Annotated in this window: 23 protein-coding genes; 15 read left to right on the top strand and 8 right to left on the bottom strand. The window is 52.9% G+C overall.

What is annotated here, in order from left to right; translation table 11 throughout:
- Window positions 1-13: 13 nt before the first annotated feature.
- Window positions 14-925 (bottom strand): LysR family transcriptional regulator, encoded by a 912-nt coding sequence (locus AUP42_RS07295; protein ID WP_062950304.1) that lies wholly within the window; start codon window positions 923-925, stop codon window positions 14-16.
- Window positions 926-1063: 138 nt separating this feature from the next.
- Here AUP42_RS07295 and AUP42_RS07290 point away from each other — a divergent pair, with 138 nt between their 5' ends.
- The 3 genes from AUP42_RS07290 to AUP42_RS07280 all read left to right on the top strand — a co-directional run bounded on the left by AUP42_RS07290 (window position 1064) and on the right by AUP42_RS07280 (window position 3749).
- Window positions 1064-1765 (top strand): pirin family protein, encoded by a 702-nt coding sequence (locus AUP42_RS07290; RefSeq protein WP_062950302.1) that lies wholly within the window; start codon window positions 1064-1066, stop codon window positions 1763-1765.
- 38 nt (window positions 1766-1803) lie between these two features.
- Window positions 1804-2274 (top strand): DoxX family protein, encoded by a 471-nt coding sequence (locus AUP42_RS07285; protein ID WP_062950300.1) that lies wholly within the window; start codon window positions 1804-1806, stop codon window positions 2272-2274.
- A gap of 251 nt (window positions 2275-2525) precedes the next feature.
- Window positions 2526-3749 carry a response regulator gene (locus AUP42_RS07280; protein ID WP_062950298.1) on the top strand — a complete coding sequence of 408 codons (1224 nt, stop codon included), beginning with the start codon at window positions 2526-2528 and terminating at the stop codon, window positions 3747-3749.
- A gap of 77 nt (window positions 3750-3826) precedes the next feature.
- On the opposite strand, the gene AUP42_RS07275 is transcribed toward AUP42_RS07280, so the two are convergent.
- The 3 genes from AUP42_RS07275 to AUP42_RS07265 form a co-directional block, all read right to left on the bottom strand.
- Complete coding sequence (locus AUP42_RS07275; protein WP_062950297.1) at window positions 3827-5347, bottom strand: sensor histidine kinase; 1521 nt, start codon at window positions 5345-5347, stop codon at window positions 3827-3829.
- Window positions 5334-5813 carry a hypothetical protein gene (locus AUP42_RS07270; protein ID WP_062950296.1) on the bottom strand — a complete coding sequence of 160 codons (480 nt, stop codon included), beginning with the start codon at window positions 5811-5813 and terminating at the stop codon, window positions 5334-5336. The genes AUP42_RS07275 and AUP42_RS07270 overlap by 14 nt, the downstream gene beginning before the upstream one ends.
- A gap of 104 nt (window positions 5814-5917) precedes the next feature.
- Entirely contained in the window at window positions 5918-7084 is a 1167-nt protein-coding gene (locus AUP42_RS07265; RefSeq protein WP_062950295.1) for an EAL domain-containing protein, read from the bottom strand.
- Between the two features lie 134 nt (window positions 7085-7218).
- On the opposite strand from AUP42_RS07265, the gene AUP42_RS07260 reads away from it, so the two are divergent.
- Window positions 7219-8196: a DNA-binding response regulator gene (locus AUP42_RS07260; protein ID WP_231858188.1), complete on the top strand. Its 978-nt coding sequence runs from the start codon at window positions 7219-7221 to the stop codon at window positions 8194-8196.
- On the opposite strand, the gene AUP42_RS07255 is transcribed toward AUP42_RS07260, so the two are convergent.
- Window positions 8193-9611 carry a sensor histidine kinase gene (locus AUP42_RS07255; protein ID WP_062950294.1) on the bottom strand — a complete coding sequence of 473 codons (1419 nt, stop codon included), beginning with the start codon at window positions 9609-9611 and terminating at the stop codon, window positions 8193-8195. The genes AUP42_RS07260 and AUP42_RS07255 overlap by 4 nt on opposite strands.
- On the bottom strand, window positions 9608-10273 hold the full coding sequence (locus AUP42_RS07250; protein ID WP_062950293.1) for a response regulator transcription factor: 666 nt from the start codon (window positions 10271-10273) through the stop codon (window positions 9608-9610). The genes AUP42_RS07255 and AUP42_RS07250 overlap by 4 nt, the downstream gene beginning before the upstream one ends.
- Window positions 10274-10427: 154 nt before the next feature.
- Between AUP42_RS07250 and AUP42_RS07245 the strand changes: the two genes are divergently transcribed.
- Window positions 10428-11549, top strand: coding sequence for an ABC transporter substrate-binding protein (locus tag AUP42_RS07245; RefSeq protein ID WP_062950291.1), 1122 nt, complete (start codon window positions 10428-10430; stop codon window positions 11547-11549).
- Here the strand turns inward: AUP42_RS07245 and AUP42_RS07240 are convergent.
- Both AUP42_RS07240 and AUP42_RS07235 read right to left on the bottom strand, forming a co-directional pair.
- A complete protein-coding gene (locus AUP42_RS07240) occupies window positions 11536-12384 on the bottom strand; it encodes a citryl-CoA lyase (protein WP_062950289.1) in 849 nt (282 codons plus the stop codon). The two genes, AUP42_RS07245 and AUP42_RS07240, sit on opposite strands and share 14 nt — an antisense overlap.
- Window positions 12381-13598 carry a CaiB/BaiF CoA transferase family protein gene (locus AUP42_RS07235; RefSeq protein ID WP_062950287.1) on the bottom strand — a complete coding sequence of 406 codons (1218 nt, stop codon included), beginning with the start codon at window positions 13596-13598 and terminating at the stop codon, window positions 12381-12383. The genes AUP42_RS07240 and AUP42_RS07235 overlap by 4 nt, the downstream gene beginning before the upstream one ends.
- A gap of 119 nt (window positions 13599-13717) precedes the next feature.
- Between AUP42_RS07235 and AUP42_RS07230 the strand changes: the two genes are divergently transcribed.
- From AUP42_RS07230 to AUP42_RS07185, 10 genes are all read left to right on the top strand, one after another.
- On the top strand, window positions 13718-14398 hold the full coding sequence (locus AUP42_RS07230; RefSeq protein ID WP_062950285.1) for an IclR family transcriptional regulator: 681 nt from the start codon (window positions 13718-13720) through the stop codon (window positions 14396-14398).
- Between the two features lie 326 nt (window positions 14399-14724).
- Window positions 14725-15723, top strand: coding sequence for a tripartite tricarboxylate transporter substrate binding protein (locus tag AUP42_RS07225; RefSeq protein WP_062950283.1), 999 nt, complete (start codon window positions 14725-14727; stop codon window positions 15721-15723).
- 46 nt (window positions 15724-15769) lie between these two features.
- On the top strand, window positions 15770-16243 hold the full coding sequence (locus AUP42_RS07220) for a tripartite tricarboxylate transporter TctB family protein (RefSeq protein WP_062950281.1): 474 nt from the start codon (window positions 15770-15772) through the stop codon (window positions 16241-16243).
- 10 nt (window positions 16244-16253) lie between these two features.
- Window positions 16254-17789 (top strand): tripartite tricarboxylate transporter permease, encoded by a 1536-nt coding sequence (locus AUP42_RS07215; protein WP_062950279.1) that lies wholly within the window; start codon window positions 16254-16256, stop codon window positions 17787-17789.
- 35 nt (window positions 17790-17824) lie between these two features.
- Window positions 17825-19507, top strand: coding sequence for a methyl-accepting chemotaxis protein (locus AUP42_RS07210; protein WP_062950276.1), 1683 nt, complete (start codon window positions 17825-17827; stop codon window positions 19505-19507).
- The gene (locus AUP42_RS07205; protein WP_062950274.1) at window positions 19507-20625 is read left to right on the top strand and encodes an AbrB family transcriptional regulator; all 1119 of its coding nucleotides are present in this window, start codon (window positions 19507-19509) and stop codon (window positions 20623-20625) included. Before AUP42_RS07210 ends, AUP42_RS07205 begins: the two co-directional genes overlap by 1 nt.
- Window positions 20626-20695: 70 nt before the next feature.
- A complete protein-coding gene (locus AUP42_RS21175) occupies window positions 20696-21361 on the top strand; it encodes a sugar transferase (RefSeq protein WP_082824690.1) in 666 nt (221 codons plus the stop codon).
- 65 nt (window positions 21362-21426) lie between these two features.
- Window positions 21427-22593 carry an outer membrane beta-barrel protein gene (locus tag AUP42_RS07195; RefSeq protein WP_062950270.1) on the top strand — a complete coding sequence of 389 codons (1167 nt, stop codon included), beginning with the start codon at window positions 21427-21429 and terminating at the stop codon, window positions 22591-22593.
- Between the two features lie 4 nt (window positions 22594-22597).
- A complete protein-coding gene (locus AUP42_RS07190) occupies window positions 22598-23119 on the top strand; it encodes a polysaccharide biosynthesis/export family protein (RefSeq protein ID WP_062950268.1) in 522 nt (173 codons plus the stop codon).
- A 480-nt stretch (window positions 23120-23599) separates the two neighbouring features.
- A complete protein-coding gene (locus tag AUP42_RS07185; protein WP_062950266.1) occupies window positions 23600-24580 on the top strand; it encodes a Bug family tripartite tricarboxylate transporter substrate binding protein in 981 nt (326 codons plus the stop codon).
- Window positions 24581-24655 lie beyond the last annotated feature (75 nt).

Genomic DNA, 24655 nt, shown 5'->3' with positions numbered 1-24655 from the left:
TCCCACCCCTTCTTTATTGCACCAGATCCCAGTGGGGCTGACCGCCAAAACGGTCATAAATAAAATCGACCAAAAGCCGGATACGTGCCGATAATTGTCGGCTCGGCGGATAAAGCAGATACAGAAACAGTTCCGGCGGGCTGTAATCACACAAAACACTAACCAGATTACCACTTTGCAAATCCGGCCCGGCAATGAAGGTTGGCAATAATGCCAGGCCAAGGTCAGCAAGTGCTGCATCGCGCAGAACTTCGGCATTGTTGCAGCAGAAAACGCCATTCACCTGCACCGAAACCGGACCGTCCGGACCATTCATCTTCCAGCTCGAACCGGCTGGCAGGCTGCCATAGTGCAAACATGGCAAAGTCGCAAGATCACGCGGAGATTCCGGTTCGCCGTGCTTTCGGATGAAGTCCGGCGAGGCACACAAAACCCGGTTCATCGGAATGATTTCATGATCAATCAGTGCGAGTGTTTCACTGGGCTGGCTGATCCGCACTGTCATGTCATACCCGTCCGCGACCGGGTCGATAAAGCGGTCCGATAGGGCAAGTTCGACCCGGATGTCAGGATATTGCCGGGCAAAGTCAACCAGTGCAGGCCCCAGATGCAGCGTGCCAAATGACATCGGCGCATTGATGCGCATATCACCCGATGGCGTTTCGCGGTTTTCGCGAATGGCTTCTTCTGCTTCATGCAAATCGGCAAGCACGGCTTTGGCCCGGTCATAAAAAGCCCGGCCGCTTGGCGTGACGGCAACCTGACGCGTCGTGCGGTTCAAAAGCTGCACCCCCAAATCTTCCTCAAGCGCAATGACCGCCCGATTAACCTGGGACCGTGATTGACCAATCGCACGTGCCGCCGCAGCAAAACTGCCTTCATCGACAACTTTTACAAAGGTTTGCAAGCTTCCAAGCTTGTCCATCCAAGGCCTCCGCCATGCCTATATCTGTTTTATTGTCGCTAATTACGCGACAGTATGCACATTATTACGATAATTGTCACTTTTTGCGAAAAGCGTATTCTGGCTCCAACAAACGACACCCCAGCGATGGAGACCAACATGATTACCAAGATCAAATCCGCAGACCGTGGCCGCGCCCAGTTTGGCTGGCTTGACTCCCATCACACTTTTTCCTTCGGTCACTATTACGATCCGAAACGGATGGGTTGGGGCCCGCTGCGCGTGATTAACGAAGACCGGGTTATCCCCGGTGCAGGTTTTGACACTCATGGCCACAAGGATATGGAAATCATTTCCTATGTGCTTGATGGCGCGCTTGAACACAAAGACAGCCTTGGCACCGGTTCCGTTATCCGCCCGGGCCGCCTGCAGCGCATGACGGCCGGAACGGGTATCCGTCATTCGGAATACAACCATTCCAAGGAGAAGCCGGTACACTTCCTGCAAATCTGGGTCATACCCGAAGCCGCAAATCTGGAACCGGGTTACGAGGAAAAGGAAATCGCACGTTCCGATACGGGTTCGGGCCTGTCACTGATCGGCAGCCGCACCGGCCGGGATGGATCGATCACCATTCATCAGGATGTTGACCTTTACGTTGCCCATCTGGGTGAAGGTGAAACAGCATCCCATAAAATCGAACCGGGTCGGATTGCCTGGGTTCAGGTAGCGCGCGGCATGCTGAGCGTGAATGGAGAAACCCTGAAGGCCGGCGATGGTGCCGCCATCCGGGACGAAGACGAACTGATTTTCAGCGACGCAACCGAAGCTGAAGCCCTTGTTTTTGACATGGTCGCCTGAACCGGTCTTCCGGTCCGACTTTTCGATGGAGAATGAATATGTCATCTCTTGCAAATACCAAACCGCGTACGGTCATCCCGGCCCTTGGCAATCTTTGGGCGGCACTTGAACCCCTGTCACCCGTGATCGTTCGCGTCACCACGGGCCTTCTTCTGGTCCCGCATGGTGCACAGAAACTGTTTGGTGCCTTTGGTGGCTATGGCCTTGAAGGTACGGCTGGCTGGCTTGAAAGCATCGGCTTTGCCCCGGGCTTCCTGTTTGCCCTTCTGATCGGGCTTCTGGAATTCGTGGGCGGCCTGATGCTGACTGTGGGTCTTCTGACCCGGCCGGTAGCCGCCGCTGTGATTGCCTTTATGGCTGTTGCGGTCACCATTCATCTGCCCAACGGGTATGCATGGAACAATGCCGGGTTTGAAATGCCGGTCTTCTGGGGCCTGATGGCGCTTTCGATCCTGATCCGTGGCGGTGGCAAATACTCGGTAGATCGCAAGATCGGTGTCGAATTCTGATCGTGCTCACCCCAACGCAATGATCTTCCCCTCTTCGCTCTCAACAACTTTGGGCTGCCTTCATCAGCAGCCCTTTTTTGTTTACCTCCCCGCGGATGAATCTCTGGCACCCTACACCCGCATGATCATATTGACCTGCTTTGTGATCCAGAATCCGTCTCCGCGGGTAAGGCATTTGTATTGTCAAAATCCTGCAACGCTGTCAGCCTGAAGGCAGCCATCAGCCGACCTTTCCCGAAAAGGATGCCGGGATGCCAGAAAACGTTTCAGTCCTCTTCGTTGATGACGATCCCAATGTGCTTAGCGGATTGCGTCGCCGCATCATGTCAAAACGGCCCGATTGGAAACTGCGTTTTTGCACCAGTGGCGCCGAAGCCCTCAAGAATCTTGATCTGCAAGGGGCTGATGTCATTGTTTCGGACATGCGGATGCCCGAAATGGACGGGGCTGAATTGCTGCGCACCGTAGCACGAAAATATCCTGATACGGCCCGCATCCTGCTTTCGGGTTATTCCGATGAAAAGGCCATCCAGTCCGGCAGTGCGGCAACCCATCATTTTCTGATGAAACCGTGCAGCGATCAGGATGTCATCCACGCCATTGAACGCGGTCTGATCCTGCGCAACTATCTGCGTGATCCTCTGCTGATCGATATCCTGTATCGCATGTCGGCCACACTTCTCTGGCCACCGGTTTTTCAAAGGCTGCATACGATCCTGCAACACAAGGGACAAAGCAGCGAGAAAGAGTTGCTGGAATTCAGCCGCGACAAACCCGGTTTTATCGACCTTGCCCATGAACTTGCACGCCGTGAAAAACTTATCCTGCCAACGGATACGCCCGATATGGTTGCCCTGATCGACCTGTTCGGACCGGAAAGCATCAAGGCATTATGTGTCATATGGGCCGTACATGGCCAGCAGACCGGATTCACCTTGGACAATATAGAACAGGCCATTCATCGCAGCCTCGTTCTTGGCCAGATGTCTGCCGAGATCGCCCGTCTCGACGGCCTGTCTCACGAGACTATCGATATTGTCCGCGCCGCGGCAATCCTTTGCCATGTCGGACTAAACATCATGGAACAGGTGATTCCGGAAAAGGTTGCGGCAAGTCGTGATCATGCAGATCGGGATCACTGCGACATCATCTCAGCAGAAGTCGGTTCAATCGGTGTTTCTCATCCCGGTGTTTCGGCCTGCCTCGCAGCCCTTTGGGGCTTCAAGCACGAGGTTATCGAAGACATTGCTTTTCATCATCGCCCGGAAGCTGCACCAACGCAGAATTCCAGATCTTTGCTGATTGTCTATGCCGCACAGCATTTTGCCCGAAAGTTTGGTCGGGACAGCGATGATCGCACATCCAAATATGACCGCGCAGCGAGTTTCATTGCCCGTTGCAATGCCCAACAGAAATGGGCCTCGTGGGAACAACATTGTGCGTCACTTCGCGACAGCCTTCCCCTGGCAATATGATCCTCATATCGCCGTGCGACAGCGATCCGGCAGGAACAGGAGATGATTTCCATAGGGCTCGGCGTCGCAATATCCCATCAGGATCGAATGTCATAGATTTCATCGATTGTGCTACGATCCCGACGTTGATCATCGTCCGCCTGCCGGTTGCCCGGTTTCGGAATACGGATAATAAACTCGGCCCCTTCGCCACTTGCTTCGGACAGGGTCAGATCGCCATTGAAATCATCTTGGATCAGCTTGCGACAAATCGGCAGGCCTTGACCCGTGCCAACCCCGCGTTCCTTGGTGGTAAAGAAATAATCGAAAATACGGTCACGCAGTTCTTCGGGCACACCACCGCCATTGTCACGTAAACGAATCAAGACATCCGTGGTATCCGAGGTAACATCCAGCCAGATTTTGCCGGGCCGTTTTCCTGATTCCCGGATTGCCTGCGACGCATTGACGATCAGGTTGATCAACGCCTGCGACAGATGGTTCCGCCGACCTTCGACTTCCCTGACATCTGTCACATAACTTTGTTCAAGTTCAGCGACGTGTTTGACCTGGTTGCGCGTCAGGGTTATCGCCGTTTCGATTTCCTCGGCAATGGAAATCCGTTCGACAGAATCCGTCGTCGGATGGGCAAACTTCCGTATACCCCGAACAATCTCCGCAATCCGGTCAAGGCCCTGAATACTTTCCCTGATTGCCAGCGGGATTTCTTCAATCATGAAGTCGATGCGGTTCCGATCAAGTTCAAGACGGGCGGTTCCATCTGCATCAACGGTCCGGATTGCCTTAACCACCTCGTCAAAGCTGTCAGAAAGGAATTCAAGATTGTTCTGAATGTATTGAGCCGGCGTATTGATTTCATGCGCAACCCCGCCCGCCAAAGTCCCCAAAGCATGCATTTTTGCGTAATCTGCCGCTTCTTCGATGACTTCCTGTTCCTGCCGGGCACGTCGCGCATCGACATCTGCGGCAAAGGCACGCTGACGGTGACGAATGACAAAGACCGCAAGACCAATCATCACGATCATGCCGGAAAAGAACAGATAGGACAGGATTTGTATGTCTGTCTTCACGCTGGCAATGTTGCTGGCATTATAGACTGACACAAAGTTGGTCGTGCGAACCACTGCCTGCTGTAAAGGATCGTCGATAGTTTCAAGTTCGTCGTGAATGAAATTCAATACAACAGATGGGTTCGATGTCTTTGCGATCATCGCATCAATGCGGGCGATCTTTTCATCAAGTATCGCCAGCAAACTTGTCACTTCAGGAATTTGTAGGAGAACCTGAAAACCCTCACCCTGTTTGACAAGCAAAGTGCGGCTTACAAGGATTTCATATTCCAGAAGAACCTGTTCGAAATCCTCTTTGGCGATTTCATTCTGTACCCGGGCGTATTCGATATATCGCTCGATTTCCAGAAACTGGCGCTGAATCTGAAAAACCGCCCATGCAAAATTTTCACGATACGCAAATTTTTCGTCGTCGAGCTGCCGCACAATCGCAGTCGAAAAGACGCCGTAAAGGATAATGAACAGGACCAGTATCGAGAAAATGACCCCACTCGAAATTTTTGACAGAAAATGTCTAGTTTTGCCCATCAATCGACTTCACTTGCCAGACGGAATAAGACCAGTAGGTGTCAGTCTGGAAACGAACATCACTGTCATAGGGGAAAACAACCCAGAACGGGCCTTTGTCGCGCACCGACATTTCTGCATCATTCTGCAGATAAACCAGAATGGCGTTGTCATCCCGAAGCACACTGGCCGGAATCATCACGCTGTAATCATTCAATGCGGACACACGTACTGTATCGGCCGTGATGCCATAGGTATCGAGCAGAACATCGAAATCAACACCCCGGAATTTCTGAACACCGTCGGTCCACGGGGTCGAAGTATAAAACTCGGTGTCGGGCAGTTTGGTCAGTTCTTCAAATGACACCGTCGTGGTTTTACCGCCGGTAGTTGAAAGCCTCAATTCACTTGCTGCATGAGCATTTCCAACCGTAAAGACAATGATCGTGCCTATGGTCATGGCGAATTTAGTGATCGTTTTCATCATCGTAATTGTACTCCGAGACTGGTTTAAACATTGGTCACGGCGTGGTAACAAAACAATGATCGAGCTTGAAAAAACTGGTCAACCATTTGTATTGCCACACTTGTTCATATCGCAATCTTGCCTGGCACGAGTTCTTCAAGCGGTTGTGGCATACCAAAAAGATATCCCTGCAATTCTTCTACCCCATATTCGCGCAGGCAAAGGGCTGTCGCCTCGTTTTCAACACCGACAGCAATGACCGAGTAGCCGATCTGCCGACATATCTGAACAATCCATGAAACAAACGCGTCGTCACTCCGGTTACCCATCATCCGGCCAATCAGACCCTGATCAAGTTTAACACCGGCAAAATATTCGTTCCGCAACAACTCGAATGCCGCTTTATCTGCACCAAAGCCGTCAATGAATAACCGCGTCCCGCGCCGGGCCAGAAACTTTGCATTTTTCGCAAAGTTTTCGTCCATCACGTTCAACTGCTTTTCATTAATTTCAAGCTCGATCTCGAGACCAGATTCCTGCATTTCATCGATGAAATCCGACATCGAGCAAACAAATCGGTTGTTGCTGACCAAACAGGGATCGACGTTCATTGATATTCTGGCACTTGGTCCCAGCGCTTCGCGATAAAGCGGTGCCAGATCAATCATCGTCTCCATGATATGCATCGTCAGACGGTTCATTACCGGCTGGTTTCGGCAACCTTCGAATATCTGTCCGATATCAAACCGTTTTTGCAAATCAGGCATTCGGCAAAGAACTTCGCCACCTGTTCTCATAAAATCGCTGGTGCGGACGCGGGGCTGAATCACAGTGGTAAAATCAGACCTATCAATCGCCGCATTCACGATATCGGGCATCACATTTTCAACATGGCCTTCTTTACACCGGTCTCCGATCGTCCGGGCCAGGACTTCTTTGAGGGCCATGGACGAAATGGGCTTTGTCAGAATTTGACTGACTTTTGCATGCTCTTTTGCTTCGCGCAGTGGTACGGCCGAAACATTTCCCGTCAGTAAAATCCGCGGCACATCCGGAGCACAATGGCATGCACGTTTCAGGAAATTAATGCCATCGATGGTCGGCATTACCAGATCGGCAACAATGACCTGCACCCCGGAACGGTTTTTTGACAACCATTCAAGAGCAGCCTCGCCGTTGATATATTTGACTAAATTAAAGCTCCCCGACAGGGAACGACATACCGAAGCCAAAAGGTTTTCGTCATCATCCACCATCATAACGGTAGGCAGGTCGATTGTCGCAACACGCATCAGGGACAACTCCGGTAAAAACCAATCCGCATCACCTGAAAGCTGATTTTACAGCCACCAATTCATACAGGATTTGATATACCTAAGAATAATGTCAGGATAGACGAACCAACATCCCCATATGTGGAGTGTGAATGACAATGGCGTCAGACCGTCCTGTCTGCATTGCGTTTGTAGATGACGATGAAAACCTTCTGTCATCGCATCGGCGAAATTTCGCAAACCTCGCGCCGCATTGGCAGGGGCTGTATTTCGGTGATCCACGAACCGCACTGACCGAGATTTCCAGTACCCCGGATGTAACAGCCGCCATTCTGGACATCCACATGCCAGTCATGACCGGTCTTGAACTGGCAGAAAAGCTTCGAAATCTGCGGGGTGACCTGATCATTGTGATGCTGACGGGTTATGCCGACCTTCAATCAGCCCTTACAGCCGTCAACGAGTTCGGAGTCTTTCGCTTCTATCCAAAACCCACCGCCTTAAAAACAATTCTTGATGGTATCGAAACCGAGATCGCGCGCAGGCACGGTGAAAGCCGCGATACAATCCCCGCAGCGTTTCTCGATCTTTTCCATCTGGGGCTTATTGCAACCGATGACCGGCTTACGGTTTCACACATGAATGCGCAAGCCGCCGAAATTTTGCGCCGATCAGCGTCATTACAGGTCAGTCCTGATAACCGGCTTCTGATCGACAAGGTGCCTGATGATCTCGAACGTTTTCTGCATCCCCCTGCGGGTCGTGTTCCGCCGATGCAGCGCGGATTTTCGATTGATCACGAACAGGGGGCATTGTCGGTTTTCCTGCGCCGGGTCCGCAATGGTGGCACCCTTCCGGACAGCTTCGTCTTCATACTGGTCGAACCCGAAAGAATGGGGCCGCCAACGATTGATGACCTGATTGATATTTTTGGTCTGACCCGGTCCGAGGCCAAGCTGACACAAAAGCTTGCCGAGGGCATGTCTCTTGATCAGGCAGCAGAACTGGTTGGAATTTCACTAAGCTCGGCACGAACGTATCTGAAAACCGTATTTTCAAAGACCGGCGTGAACCGGCAACCACAATTGATGAAAACCGTGCTTTCGACAATTCCCGCTCTTCGCCGTTAACGCAATTCCGCTTGATTTGGTGCCAATCGGAAACGCACCGAGAAAATCGCACCACTGTGATCTTCCGGTTCATCAAGCCGGATGCGTGTATCGTGGCGCAATGCGATTTCGCGCACGATCGAAAGGCCAAGGCCGCACCCATCTTCCCCACCATCCGACACACGATAAAAGCGTTCGAACACATGTTTGCGATGTTCAAGCGCAATACCCGGCCCGTCATCTTCGACCACCAGTTTGACGAATGATGTATTGTCAGCCTCGGGCATTAATCGCACGGTAACGGAACTGCCTTCGGGGCAATAGGTCAGCGCATTGTGGATCAGGTTCTTCAGCAATTCCTCGATCAGGGTCGCATCCCCCATGATCAAAGCCTCTCCGTCCAGCCCCTCATAACCAAGATCAATACCGCGCTCTATCGCAGCGGGGACCTTGCTGCCCGTAACCGTCCGGGTGATCTCGCCCAGGTCAATACGGGCAAAGGGACGTCCGGCCAAACCTTCGGGTGCGGACCGCGCGGATGTCAGCAACTGGTTGGCAAGATGAGAAGTCTGACGCGTCGATGCTGCAAGCTTTTCCATGACATCATGCAGCTTTTCCGGATCCTTTTCACGTAGTCCCAACTCTGCCTGGGTACGCAACGCCGCCAATGGAGTACGCAGCTGATGTGCGGCATCTGCGGTAAACCGCTGCATGGTCGAAAGCGTATTTTCCAAGCGTTTCAGCAAATGGTTGATCGCGCCGACAAGATGGCGCACTTCGGTCGGGACATCATGCAGAATGGGCCTCAGGTCCGAGGGTGACCTGCGGTTAAGGGCTTCTTCCAGTCGCGCCAACGGTTTAAGCCCCTGCCCGATCCCGAACCAGACAATAAGGGCTGCAATCAGGATAAGCCCGAATTGCCGGACTGCCGCACGGGCCAGAATATCTTCGCTCAGGCTTTCGCGTGTTCCCGTGGTTTCGGCGACCAAAACGTGAAAACGTGTCGCCATTCTTGCGCTGGCCACATAACGCGACAACGCGCCAATCCGCACCCGTTCGCCGTTATATTCCGCATCATAAAACACCGGCTCTTCCAGAAGCGGCATCAGCTCTTCGGGAACCGGTGGCAGTTCTTCGTAACCGGTAATGAATTCGCCCTGTGCTGTACTGACCTGATAGAAGACCCGATCCTGCGCAGAACTGGTCAGCATCTCGAGCGCGACATAAGGTACGTCGACCTCAATCTGCCCACCTATCAGGACCACACGATCCGCAATCGCAAGCGCGGAACTCAGAAGCGCACGGTCAAACGCCTGATTGGCAGAATGCACTGCGTTGCTGCGGACCTCGAACAGCATCAGTGAACTGATCAAAAGTAGCGGGATCAAAAGCCAGATCAGCAAGCGCCGGCGAAGGGATGCGTTGCGCCATTTCATGTTTTTTTCAACAGGTAACCAAGACCGCGGACAGTCTGGATTTTGATATCTGCCGTTTCGACACGTTTACGCAATCGACTGATGTAAAGTTCTACCGCATTTGCACTGATGTCGTCCTCGAACCCGGCAAGCTGGTCGGTGATCTGTTCCTTGGACAATACATGCCCAAGCCGCAAAAGCAGAATTTCAAGGATATTCAGTTCGCGGCGCGGAATTTCGATATCCTCGCCATCAATCATCGCGCGGCGGGCAACAGTATCATATGTCAGGCGTCCACAGGTGATCCGGGTATTATGCGTCCCCGAATGACGGCGCATCAGGGCACGCACGCGTGCCTCAAGCTCGACCAGTTCAAACGGCTTTGCCAGATAATCGTCTGCACCAAGGTCAAGTCCTCGAACACGGTCATCAATATCGTTGCGTGCCGTCAGGATAAGAACAGCACTTTCCGATCCGCGATGGCGCAATCGACGCAGGATTTCGAGACCATCCATCCGAGGGAGATTAAGGTCCAGCACGACAAGGCCGTATTCCTGGGTACGCAGAATTTCATCGGCCTCTTCGCCATCAGAAATCACATCAACCGCATAGCCCGCCTGCTGCAAAGAGCGGGCGATGCCATCAGCAAGTGCTGCGTGATCTTCTACGACAAGGACTCTCATTGTGTCGGGTCAGGTCCCCTGTTAAACCAGAATGGTCTGGTGCATATTGCCCCAAGAACATGAATTTTCCAGATTTTGCCAGATCGGGAAAGCCTCGATATCACTATCCGGCGACACGTCTGCGAGTAATTCAATAAGTGAGGGTCTGTAAGCGATGAACCTGCGCAGTACTATCATTATTGCAGTTTTCTGCGCAGCAATTTTCCGCGTTTTGCCGGCATCTGCCGAGCTTTTCATCTTTCCCGCGCTGCAAAACACCACCCCGGGCGACCCCGAACAGCTTCTGTTGTCGGAAAGTCGAACCGTCGTCATTTACGGATCGGCCGATATCGAAGCATTTCGCCCTGCCATTGACGGATTTCAGCAAAGCAACCCGGAAATCCGCGTCGAATATCATCAGCTGCAAACACTGGAGATGTATCACCAGACTCTTGCCGAACGCGAAGCAGGAGAACCAAACGCCGATCTGGTGATCAGTTCGTCAATGGATTTGCAGATGAAGCTCGCGAATGACGGTTATGCCTTTTCGCATCAAAGCGATCAGACACGCGCATTGCCAAACTGGGCCCGTTGGCGCAACGAAGCATTTGCGGTAACACAAGAACCGGCCGTGATGGCGTATAACCGCAAATACTTTCGCGAAAATAATCTTGAACCGCCGCGCACACGTAACGATTTCATTCGGCTTCTGAACGATCACGATGATCTGCTCAGCGAGAAGGTCACAACCTATGACATTGAACGCAGCGGTGTTGGCTTCCTGTTTCTGGCACGCGATGAACGGTTCTTTTCCGGGATATGGGACTTTGTCCGCACGTTGGGTCAGGCGAAGGTAAAGCTCTATTCCAATACGTCGCCAATGCTTGAGAAAATAGCCGATGGCCAATTGGTACTGGGATACAATTTGCTGGGATCGTACGCGGAAACATTCAGTCACCGGAACCCCAATCTCGGCGTAATCCTGCCCGATGATTTCATAGTTGTTTATTCGCGGATTGCCATCATTCCGCGCGGGGCGCGCAATCCGGAACTTGGCGGCAGGTTCCTTGATTATATCCTGTCGATTGAAGGCCAGAGCATCCTGCAGGACGAAGGCAATTTCAACCCCGTCCGTCCCGATGTCCCGCCCAGCCCGTTCTCGTCGCTAATTTTTGATCGTTACGGCGAACGGGTCCGGTCATTCCCCGTGGGACCCGGGCTTCTGGTTTATCTGGATCAGGCAAAACGCCAGCGGTTTTTAAGCCGCTGGCAGGATGCGCTACTTAATCGCCGTTAAGGTCTGATGGCACCGGGCGGCGTTCCGGTCCGTCATAATTCCAGATCAGACGTCGCGGAATTGGTCCCTTGTTGCGGCCCCCCTGATTGGTTTGCTCCCACGCATGGGCAAGTATCCCAACCGACCGTGACAGGCAGAACAGGCCCCGGGCAAGAGGTGCAGCAAATCCAAGTTCGGCATATATCACTGCCGTCGCACCATCGATATTCATCGGGATGCGTTTGCCTTTACGGGCCAGAAGGGTTTCTTCTATCTGGCTGGCAATCTGTCCAAAATGCCCGGAAACGATTCCATCGGCAGCCGCCTTTTCAACAAGCGACAATAAGCGCGGTGCACGCGGGTCAAGCGGATGGAAACGATGACCAAATCCCGGAATATGTTTGCCATGTTCAGCAATCTGATGGTCCAGCCCTGCCTCTGTAGCATCGGCAAGACTTTCGCCAGCATCCACCCTGGCCGAGATATCATGATATAGGCCAACAGCCTGTTCACCCGCCCCACCATGGACATCGCCCAGCACGTTAACGGCACTGGCCATGGCATTATTCAAACCAACCCCGCAGGTCGCGGCCATGCGCGCGATTGCGATACTTGGTGCCTGCGGGCCGTGATCGACTGCCGCAACAAGGGCCGCCTCAAGCAAGGCTGCCTGCCCCTTTGATGGCAACTCACCGCGCGTCATAAGCCAGATCATCCCGGGAAAACTGATATTGCCAATCAGGTCCTGAATGGCGTAGCCGCCATAATGGATTTTGCCCGGTTCCATATCGATGATGGATGTTTTCCACCAGTCGCTGACTTCGTTTTCAATGTCTTTTGCAGTTTTGTCGCTCATAGCACACCCTCGGCTTTCAAGGTGGCGACCTCCTCGGCAGACATGCCAAGGGCGGCCAGAATAGTTTCGTTATCCTGTCCCAGAACCGGTGGCGGCGCATCAACCGACGGCGCATCACCATTCATCTTGATGCCTGTACGAAGAATACGGATATCGCGCTCCGCACCCGGCACGTCCGTAAAGTCGGCCAACATGCCGCGATCGGCAATCTGCGGCAGCGAAAGAACTTGTGGCACGGTCAAGACCGCCCCGGCGGGTACGCCGACAGCGTTGAATTTGGATACCCAGTGATCTGTCGTCTGGGTGACGAGCGCACCTTCAAGCAGATCGCTCAATTCTCGGCGATGCGACAGGCGTTCTGTCCGGGTTACAAAACGCGGGTCAACTTTCAGGTCTGGCAAATCCAGAACATCGCAAACCGCTTCAAACTGTTCCTGTTTGTTGGCCGCAATATTGATCTTGCCCTCCTGTGTGCGGAACGTACCCGATGGCGAGGATGTGAAATTGTCGTTGCCGTTTGCAGTCGGCTGCTTCCCGGCAATGAGGAAGTTCGACACCACCCAGCCCATGGTCGCAATCACGGATTCCAGCATCGAAATATCGATGAAACTGCCTTTACCTTCGTTGCTCCCCATCGCCCGTCCGGCAAGTGCTGCGGTGATTGCGTATGCAGCCGTCAAACCGCCAATGGTATCCGCCACCGGGTATCCAACACGGTAGGTTTCCCGGTCTTCCTCGCCAGTGATCGTCATAATGCCCGAAAGCCCCTGCACAATCTGGTCGTAAGCTGGCAGTTTTTTCATCGGGCCGGTTTGCCCGAAGCCTGAAATCGCACAATAGATCAGCGCGGGGTTAACTTTTGAAAGGACATCATAGCCAAGCTCAAGCCGGCCCATCACGCCGGGGCGGAAATTTTCGACAACCACATCGGCATTCGCGACCAGCTTTTTAAGGATTTCCTTCCCGCGCGGGTCTTTCAGGTTAAGTGTCACAGACCGCTTTCCGGCATTCTGTGCCATGAACGAAACACCCATCAGCTTTTCGTTCAGCCCCTGATCCGCCCCAAGTTGACGCGCCAGATCGCCGCGCCCCGGTGCTTCGACCTTGATAACATCCGCCCCCAGATGGGCCAGTTGATGGCAGCAAAACGGACCAGCCAAAACGTTGGTCAGGTCCAAAACGGTAATACCGGCAAGTGGTTTGGTCGTAGCCATGACATTTCCTTAAATTCTGTCTGGTAGAATTTTGTTCTATTATATAGAATTTTGACTAATCCCAAAATGCCCAATAACGATATCCGGGGCGGAACAGTCACACGGGAATTAAATTTATTATGTCAGAACAAAATGTTAGCGCAGTTGAACGCGCCCTGATCATCCTTGATGCCTTTACCGATCGTGATGCCGATCTGTCGCTTAAGGACCTTTCGGAACGCACGGGCATGTATAAAAGCACCATCACCCGACTGGCCGGAACATTAGAGTCGCGGGGGTTTCTGGCAATATCAGGACGTGGGCGCTATCGGCTGGGGCCTGCATTGTGGCGTCTGGGGTCGATTTATCGTCGATCATTTCGCATGGATGATGTCGTGCGCCCGCATCTGACAGCCCTTGTCTTGGCGAGCGGGGAAACCGCATCTTTTTATGTGCCCGAAGGCGAAAACCGTTTGTGCCTGTTTCGCGAAAATTCCCCTAGCAGTCTGCGCCATCACCTGGAAGAAGGCGCGATACTTCCTTGTGACCGTGGCGCGGCCGGGCACGTGATCCGCGCATGGGGGGACGGCGTTGATGATCGTGCGATTGATGTTCTTGATGCCGGATTTGCCCAAAGCGAAGGCGAACGTGACCCGGACATATCGGCAATCGCCGTTCCCGTACTGGACCGGCAAAACCGGCTTCTTGGTGTATTGACCTTGTCAGGACCGCTTAGCCGATTCAATCAATTGAAACGTGACGAAGCCATTTTTTTCCTTAAGAAACATGCACTTGATTGCGGACGGGCATTGTCGGCGTAAATGATTTTCGCGAGCGGTCTTTGCCTTACCATCATAAATGCTGTGAACTTTTTTCACTCTGTTTGGTGCAATGACAGGTTGGTGACAGGTTTGCCTGTTACCGTCTTGCGGCTGCCGATCCGTCAGATCGTTTGGTCTGGCTTAAGGATAATCAAAAAGGATCATCGGCAAGGGAGGCCTTCAGCTGTTTGTTGTCATGGGGTACCGGCATGTCGCCGGAATGCAAGCGCAGCCAGACCTTCATTGCAGATGCCTTGTCCTGAATTGATCGGCCTGCCGCCGTTCGGCGGCTCAGGAAGGTTTTTGTGTCTGGAGGAGACAACACAATGAAGAAGCTGACGATGTTTTCGCGTCGCGGATTCCTGGCAGCGGCCACCGCTGTTGCCGTTTCAACTGCTGCTTTTGGTGCCTTTGATGCCAAAGCACAGGAATTTAACGATATTCACTTCATCGTTCCGGGTGGTGCCGGCGGTGGCTGGGACAGCACCGCACGCGGTACCGGTGAAGCCCTGACCAAAGCTGGTCTGGTTGGCACCGCGTCCTACGAAAACCTTTCGGGCGGCGGCGGCGGTAAAGCCATTGCATACATGATCGAAGCAGCTGATCGCCTCGACAACACCCTGATGGTCAACTCGACCCCGATTATCGTCCGTTCACTGACCGGCGTATTCCCGCAGTCTTTCCGTGACCTGACCCCGATTGCCGGTGTTGTCGCGGAATACGCTGCCTTCGGTGTTCCAGCCGACAGCCCCTACAAATCCTTCACCGATGTTGTCGAAGCGATCAAAGCTGATCCGAACTCAGTGAAATTCGGTGGCGGCTCGGTTCGTGGTGGTATGGACCATATCGTTGCTGCATATGCTGTCCAGAAAGGCGGCGGCGATGCCAAACAGGTAAAATACATTCCCTACGATGCGGGCGGGAAAGCGATTGCCGGTCTTCTGTCGGGTGAAACCGAAGTCATTTCAACCGGCCTTGGCGAACTGCTTGAACTGCACAAAGCAGGTCAGATTCGTATCCTCGCCGTCACCTCGACCGACCGTATCGAAGCTGCTCCGGACGTCCCGTCACTGGGTGAGCTCGGCATTGACGCAGAATTCGTCAACTGGCGCGGCTATTTCGGTTCCCCGGCTCTTTCGGCTGAAAAGGCAGATGCCTATGCCAAACTGCTGAAGGACCTGCAGGCGACCGAAGAATGGGAAACTGTTCGTAAACGTAACGGCTGGGAAAAGTTCTACAAGCCGCGCGCTGAATTCTCCTCCTTCATGGAAAACCAGGAGAAAATGGTCGGCGACCTGATGCGTGAACTTGGCTTCCTGAAATAAGCCTTTCCGAACAGCAATAAAAAAGATCTCTAAAGGAAACCACGCCATGTCCATCAATCGTGACAAATTCGGCGCAATGCTCTTTCTGTGTCTCGCGCTGATCTATGGCTATTATGTCGGCGATATCCCGCTTTTGTTCGGTGACGAAGATGCCCCGTTCAATGCCCGGACCCTCCCAAATGCCATAGCATGGGTGATGGGCGTGGTTTCCTTCGCACAACTGGTACTGCCGGCCAATCGAGAGGCCGGCAGCCTCCTTGCCGCGTTCCGTGGCATGAAATGGAAACCGGTCATCATGCTTGCCGCACTGATGATCTTCTATGGCCTGACCATTCGCTATCTCGGCTTCCTGATCTCGACCACCATCTTCCTGATGGGCGGGTTTGCCGTTCTTGGCGAACGCCGCATCAAGGTTCTGATCGGTGCAGCCGTACCTGTCGTCTTCGTATTCTGGTTCCTGCTGTCCCAGTTGATGGGGATTTATCTGGCGCCGGGCGACATCTTCGAAATGCTGGGCTAGGGCGAAAGAAATGCTTGAAGGAATTTTCTCCGGTCTGACGACCGCTATTATGCCGATCAACCTTCTGATGGTTGTTGTCGGCTGCTTTGCCGGTACGTTTATCGGTATGTTGCCCGGCCTCGGTCCGATCACGGCCATTGCGCTGATGATCCCGATCACCTACGGATTTGATCCGTCGACCGGCCTGATTCTGATGGCCGGTGTGTATTACGGTGCAATCTTTGGTGGCTCGACCTCATCGATCCTGATTAACGCACCGGGTGTTGCCGGAACTGTCGCCACAGCTTTTGACGGCTATCCGATGGCACAGCAAGGAAAGGCTGGTAAAGCACTTGCCATTGCCGCTTATTCCTCTTTCTCGGGCGGGACGATCGCTGCCATCTTCCTTCTGGTTGCCGCACCGGCACTGGCTTCGGTTTCGCTGTCCTTCCAGTCGGCTGATTACTTTGCACTGATGGTTCTGGGCCTGACTGCCGTCTCGGCCTTTGCCGGAAAGGGACAGGTTCTTAAGGCGATCACCATGACGCTGTTTGGCATCATGCTGTCGACAATCGGGACCGACCCGGCTGCCGGCGTTGCGCGCTTTACCTTTGGCAGCATGGATCTTGTTGACGGTATCAGCTTCCTGTTACTCGCCATGTCGACATTTGCCCTGTCCGAAGCCCTTTTGCAGATTCTGCGCCCTACCAAAGACACACGCAGTGACGAACAGAAAGCACTGAAGAATCTCGGATCGATGAAGCTCTCGAAAGACGAGGTCAAAACAATGACCCCTGTCATTGCGCGTTCCTCGGTACTTGGATTCTTTACCGGCGTTCTGCCAGGTGCAGGCGCAACGATTGCATCGTTCCTCGCCTATGGTCTTGAACGGAACCTTGCAAGTGCCAAGGAAAAACTTCAGTTCGGCAAGGGTTCGATCCGTGGCCTGACGGCACCAGAAACCGCAAACAACGCAGCTTGCTCGGGCTCGTTCGTGCCGCTTCTGACGCTTGGTATCCCGGGTTCGGGTACCACTGCTGTCATGATGGGTGCACTGATTTCCTATGGTGTTCAGCCGGGTCCCCGTCTGTTTGTCGAACAGCCTGACGTGTTCTGGTCGGTCATCATTTCGATGTATATCGGCAACATCGTCCTTCTGGTCCTGAACCTGCCGCTGATCCCTTACATCTCGCGTTTGCTGGCACTGCCCCAGCAGTTGCTGGTTCCGTTCGTCCTGTTCTTTTCGCTGATCGGTGTTTATCTGGTGACGTTTAACACCATGGATATTCACCTGATGGTTCTGGCCGCGGCAATCGCAATTGGTCTGCGTCTTTTGAACTATCCGATGGCACCAATGCTGCTGGGCTTCATCCTTGGCGAGATGATGGAAGAAAACCTGCGTCGCGCATTGATGATCAGCGACGGTTCGATTTCCTTCCTTTGGGAACGTCCGATCACACTGGTTATCCTGCTGATCAGCATTGCCTTCCTGCTTGCTCCGCTTGTCGGAAACACACGTCAATGGCTGCGCAAACGCAAAGCCGTTCCGAATGACGGCGAAATGTAAGACCAAGAATCTTCGACGCGAAGGATCCAGAAGCGATGCGTTTTCTTGATAATCTGGCAATCGGTCCCAAAACACTTTTGGTTCCTGTTTTTCTTATGGCCGTGATCATTGCGATGGGTATCGCAACGGTTCTAACCTTGGAAAGCGAGAAGGAAACGCTGAACAACCTTCGCGTCGAAGCTTATGAACGTCGTTCCGATGCGCTGACACTCAGTGATGCATTAAATGAGGCACACGGGACGCTGTTTCGAATTCTAACGTGGGACTCAAACGGCATTAACGCCGCAGCCGTTCCCGAACTTCGCGAAAAGGCCGGTAATCTGTCTACTGAACTGGCCCCGCTTGCCGAACGTCTGGCAGAAGTAGGCGGTGATGAATTCACCACCGCCTATGACACCTATATGGCAGAAGTCGATCAGTTTCTGATCGAAAGCGAGATGAATGTCTATGGCGCGCTTGAGGTTATTGCGCGTGCCGATGAATCATTCCGTGCTTTGCAAATACCGTTGCAAAAAATTCTCGTGCAGTCTCAGGAGGTTGCCACGACATCATTTGGCAATGCCCAGGCACAGGCCGAGACACTTCAGAAGGTTTTCGTGATTGTCGCAATTGTCGTGATCCTTATCGCGGCAATCGTATCGGTATTTGTTTCGCGGCGTATTTCGCGCCCGATGACGGATCTTGCACAATTGATCGAACAGATTTCCAAGGGCGATCTTGATATCGAAATCCGCGGTGTTCAACGCCGCGATGAAATTGGTGTCGTGGCACGGTCGGTAACAGTGCTGCGCGACCAGTCAAAAGAAGCCGAAACCCTGCGCCACGAACGCGAACGGGTCCGTAAGATCGAACGCGAACGCCAGCTTGAACTGGTTACGGCAACCGATAATTTCCAGCGCGCCGTGCAGGAGGCCCTTGGCGGCTTTGACCGTGAATTCGGGTCGCTTAACGGGTCCGCAAACGATATGGAGCAAATCGCGACATCAGCGACAGCACGTGCCGCCGATGCCAACCACCATTCCGAAACCGTGCTCCACCATATCGAAGCCGTTTCACAAACCACCGCCAGCCTGTCAGAAGCCATCGGTGAAATTGGCCAACAGGCCCAGCGATCAGCCGAGGTTGCCGGACGCGCCCGCAATGAAAGCGAACATTCCCGCGCCCTTTTCGAGCAACTGACCGAAGCCACTCAGCGAATTGGCGATATCGTTACCCTGATCGAAGACATTGCCAATCAGACCAACCTTCTGGCACTTAATGCCACGATCGAGGCGGCACGTGCCGGTGACGCAGGCAAAGGCTTTGCCGTTGTCGCAGGCGAGGTTAAAAACCTTGCTTCGCAAACTGCCCGCGCGACCGAGGATATTTCGGCACAGGTCGAAGAAATCCGCGGTCTGACGGACAATGTGGTCAGCGCCCTTGAATCGGTTGCCAACGTTATCGGCGAGGTTGACCAGTCGGCCGCGGCCATTGCGGCGGCGGTAGAAGAACAGCAGGCATCAACCAACGGCATTTCAGCCAGCATTCATGATGCCAATGGTGGCATGCGAACCGTCGCCGATGCCGTTGGCGCACTGGATACGGAAACCGCCCGCGTTCACAGTGGATCGGAAAATGTGTCGCGGGCAACAAACACCCTGAACACGGAAGCTGCCCGGCTGCGTGACGCGATTGACGGCTTCCTTGATCAGATTAACAAGAATAAGGCCGACGCATAATGAGCAGCCCGCCGGAAAGGCCCGCAAACGACAGTTGGATCAACCGCCTTTCCGGCAGCCTCACCCCGAAATTTTTCAAAAACCTGTTTGTTGCGCTTGGCATCGGGCTTGTTGGCGGGTTGATCGCACACAGCATCAATATGCCCCTGGCCTGGATGATGGGGCCAATGCTGGCGACATTTGTCGCCAGCCTGCTGCGTGTCCGCATGGGTATCCCGATGCGATTTCGCTCCGTTATTCTGGGTGTGATCGGTGTATTTCTGGGCGCATCGTTCACCCCCGATACCCTTGATCAGGCCGCACGATGGCCAATCAGTATGATCGCCGTTCTGCTTTATGTTCCCATCATCACCCTTGTTGTCACATGGTTTTACAGCAAAGTCGCAAAACTTGATCCCGCAACGGCCCTGTTTTCAGCAACCCCGGGCGGTTTGACGCCGATGGTGGTTCTGGGCGCTGCAGCAGGCGGCAATGAACAGGAAATTGCCCTGACACAGGGTTTGCGTGTTTTGCTTCTGGTGATGTCGGCCCCCGCAATCGTGCTTCTGATCACGGGTGTCGTCGCCAACGGACATGGCGACAGCAATGCCATCCAGATGACATTGTCCGAAGGATTGATCACTGCGTTTTGTGCAATCACAACAGTACTGATCTTCCGCAAAATTGGCGTTCCTGCGGCCGAAATGACCGGAGCCATGATGGCAAGCATGGCTTTGCATGTGACCGGTGTTGTCGAAGGCAATCTGCCGGCATGGCTTCTGGCCGGAAGCCTTCTGATCCTTGGTTCCGCCATCGGCAGCCGCTTTGCCGGTGTCAAACTTTCCTTCCTCGCGCGCCTTGCAGGTTATTCGATTTTCGCCACAGTACTGATTCTTGCCTTTACTGGTGGTGTGGCGTGGTTTGTTTCAGACTGGCTGGATCTGGATTATATCGCAGTCCTGCTTGCCTTTGCACCGGGCGGCGTTGCGGAAATGTCCCTGATCGCGCTGGCGTTGAATGTCGAACCAAGCTTTGTTGCATTCCATCATATCGTCCGCATTTTCGAAATCGTATTGCTGGCACCGATTATGGCAAAATGGTTCGAGCGATATCGTCAAAATCGCTTAAACAACCTTTAGTTATAAAGCGTTGGCGCCTTACGATTAATTCGCTAATCTTTTCCTGCACATTCCGGGCGGGGAACAGAAAATGCAAACGAGGCTTTCAGGGTGGAACTCGCGAACATCCGGCTTAAACGGCCAAACTCCGATACAGAAACGGCTCTTTGATCTTTCAGTTGCCGCAACTTTGCTGATCGCAGCTTTGCCTGTACTACTTGTGATTTCCATCGCCCTGAAATGGGATCACCGCGGCCCCATATTTTTCAAGCAGGTCCGCACCGGCCATATGGGCAGGCCATTTAACATATATAAGTTCTGCACTCTTTGCGGCTCGGTGTCCCCTGACGACACACCTTTGCCACCAACAAAATTTCGAAATTTCCTTCGGCGCTGGGGCCTGGACGAGCTACCACAACTTTTCAACATCATCCGCGGTGATATGTCGCTTGTCGGCCCGCGCCCGCACACACCGGCTGACAATCAAAATTTCGCCAGTCACTTTACGCTTTATGATGCACGCCATCAGGTGCAACCCGGCATCACAGGTCTCGCGCAGATTAATGGTTGGCGTGGCCCAATCCGCTCCAGTTCTGATCTGAAAAGTCGCCTTGACTGTGATCTGCTCTATATCAGCCAACAATCTGTGGCATCCGACATAGTTATTCTGATCTACACAGTCTCGCGTCCATGGTGCTGGGTGAATGGCCCTAAGCGTACGTCCATTGAAACGCTGTCTTCATGTCGTGCCGGATGAAAAAAGTCGGCTTTAAGACTGTTTCACTGTGTTGCAGCCTTCTGTTAGTCAGCAGTTTCAGTCCTATGGCTTTCGCCAAGTCCGAACCGGCACAAAAGGGCAGACGTGATGCGGCAATTCAGCTTGGCCTTTTTGATTTGATGCCGGCGCTATCGGTGACCGAGGAATTCAACGATAATATTTTTCTGTCCGATAGCTACCAGAAGTCCGACACCATCAGCCGTGTCGCACCTGCTTTAACCTTGCAGTCAAATTGGCAACGGGCCCGCTTGCGACTTGAAGCTCTTGGTAATGCGGGATTTTATACCAAATCAGACGAAGATGATTATCTGGATGGGGAAGTTGGTGTTTCCGCCGGATTTGATATCGGCCCGGCATTTGCCGTTGATGGCGATTTCCGTATCGCCAAGGGTCACGAAGATCGCGGCGGTGACGATATTCCGACCGGTGCCAGCGAACCCGTCACCTATGACGAGAAAAATACCGAGATTGCCGTTCGCTATTTTGCCGGCGATGTCCACTACCGTGCCGCTATGGCCGTTCGACAGCTTGATTTTGACGATATACCACTCACCAATGGTGACATTGCCAATAATGATGATCGGGATCGGCTTGAATTGCGGCTGGTCATGCGGGCTTCGTATCAACTGGGACTAGGCCGCGAAGCTTATGGCGAAACCACCTTGAACCAACGAGAATATGAAAGTACCCCCGACGATCAGGGTATTTTTCGCAATTCAAACGGTTACCGGTTGCTGGGTGGCATGACATTTGACCTGACCGACCTGATTAAAGCTGATATCGGGGCTGGATGGATGTCGCAAATTTATGAGGATTACCGTTTACAAAACAACGAGGGATTTTCACTTCGGGCTGCAGCAACATGGAATATTACACGCATGACTGCGTTGGATTTCCGCGCCAAACGCGAAATTGATGAAACCACCGTTACCGGTGCCAGCGGGATTATCGGCGAAAGCTTCGATGCTGGTATCGAACACGAACTGCGCCGATGGTTACATTTCCGGGTTAACGGCGGTTATCAGCGGGATCGGTTTGAGGGTGCAGGACGTACTGACAGAATAACGCGGTTTGGCGCGGGGGTGCGTTATGAACTGAACCGTTCTACGGATATTGATGGTTCTTGGCGATATGACCAGCGCCGATCAAACGAAACGGGCCACGATTACCGCCGTAATCGTGCTTTGCTGACGCTTCGGCTGAAAATGTGATGTCATGAAAAGCATAATTCTGACTGCAATCCTTTTTTTCGCGGCTTCAAGTGGCGTTCATGCCCAGACCATCTACACGATTGATAGCGGCGATAAGCTGCGCATCACGGTTTTCGACGAGGAATCTCTTTCAGGTGATTTCTCGGTTGGTGCGGACGGATCTGTCACGCTGCCCTTGATCGGGACAGTTAAGTTGCGCGACCTCACGCCACAAGCCGCACAGAAAACCATCGCCAATGCCCTAGCAGACGATTATCTACGCCATCCCGTTGTATCTATTGATGTTATTCATTTCCGCCCAGTCTATATTATTGGCGAAGTCAATGAGCCCGGTGAGTACGGATATGCTTCAGGAATGAACGTATTGAATGCCGTCGCGCTTGGTGGCGGTTACACTTATCGCGCCGATCAGGATGACATCATTATCATGCGTGGCCGCGACGATAATCGTGTCGAGATTCAGGCCAGCGAGCAAAGCATTGTATTGCCTGGTGATATTATTCACATCACTGAACGGTATTTTTAGCGGAAGGCTCGTCCGGCCTTTGTGATGTGTGATCAGCAGGCATGGAGCCGTGGCAGACATTTTCGCGCTCGGGCTTTTCAATACCTGAAAACACCTTCCAGATTTCATATGATGAGTTCGTGACGGATTGACTATCAGAGACAGCGAAAGACCTCAAAAATCACCGACCCTAAAAATTCATATTATGTTATTTACATTACAGCTCCTATTTTCTAGAGTTCAATCATCGAGCACATGTTTTTTTGCGCTCGATAAAATCTAGATAAAATCGCCCTAAACAAGGCATCTCATCAAAATAAAAGTTACCACAACCTTATATTTGTCTGACAACCATATATATGATGATTGATTTAAAAATAATAATAAATATGACGAATTAAAAATCGCCATCACGCCGGCAAGAAGAAGCAATAACCGCCGCCGCCCGACACAAATCAATTGCCCTTCTGTAAGGGCAAAAAACGATCACGGAGGAAACACATGAAATCATTTCTTAAAGTCGCCGGTGCGACTCTTGCTCTGTCCATCGGCTTTGCAAGCCAGTCATTCGCCGCTGATTACCCCACCAAGGATATCCGGATGATCATCCCATGGGGTGCCGGCGGAGGAACGGATGGCATTGTCCGCAAACTTGGCACAATTGCCGAGAAGGATATCGGTCAATCAATCTATGCCGAAAATATAGAAGGCGGCATCAGTGCAACCGGCATCATGCAGGTCATGAAAGCGCGCCCGGACGGCTACACCCTTGGTGCACTGACCTATGACAGCGTCGTCACCGTTCCCTGGCAGGGACTTCTGCCGACCTACAAACTTGATAAGCTGAAGCTGATTGCGCGCGTCACCAGCGAACCTGATGCGATCATCGTCGATGCGGACTCGCCCTATAAATCCGTTGATGACCTTGTTGCCGCGGCGAAGGAAAATCCGGGACAGATCAAAATCGGCATCCAGAATACGGGATCGCGACTGCATCTGGCGATGCTGCAATTCCAGCAGCTGACCGGTACGGAATTCAAACTGATCGCCTATCCGGGTGGTGCCGCCCCCCAGAAAGAAGCCATTCTATCTGATGAAGTCGACGTTGTCGCGACCAGCATGGGTGACTTTTCGGCCTTGATCGAAGGTGGCGATGTTCGCGGGCTTGTTGAATTCTCGGACAACCGCAACCCGACCTTCCCGGATGTGCCGACTGCCAAGGAAGAGGGTGTCGATCTTCAGATCGGCAGCTTCATTGTTCTGGCAGCACCGGCAGATACGCCGGATGACGTCATTGCAAAGGTCGAAGCGAACTACAAGGCCGCCCTTGAAAGTGACGAATTCCAGGAATGGGTTTCAAAAGTCGGCGTTTCACCGAACTGGTTGGGTACAGACGAAGTAACCGCATGGGCCGAGGAAACCCAGAAAACCCTGTTTGATCAGATGCAGGCACTGGTCGACCAAGGCGTCATCAAGAAGTAACTCCCAAAACCGGCCGAGTGGCATCCAATAACCGGTGCCACCCGGTCATTTTTGGTCGCCCACCGCCGGAACGGA

The sequence above is a fragment of the Thalassospira lucentensis genome (assembly GCF_001613805.1).
In the GTDB taxonomy this organism is placed as follows: Bacteria; Pseudomonadota; Alphaproteobacteria; order Rhodospirillales; family Thalassospiraceae; genus Thalassospira; species Thalassospira lucentensis_A.
The sequence above is the reverse complement of the archived record's forward strand: the minus strand, read 5'-3'. Positions and strand labels throughout refer to the sequence as shown.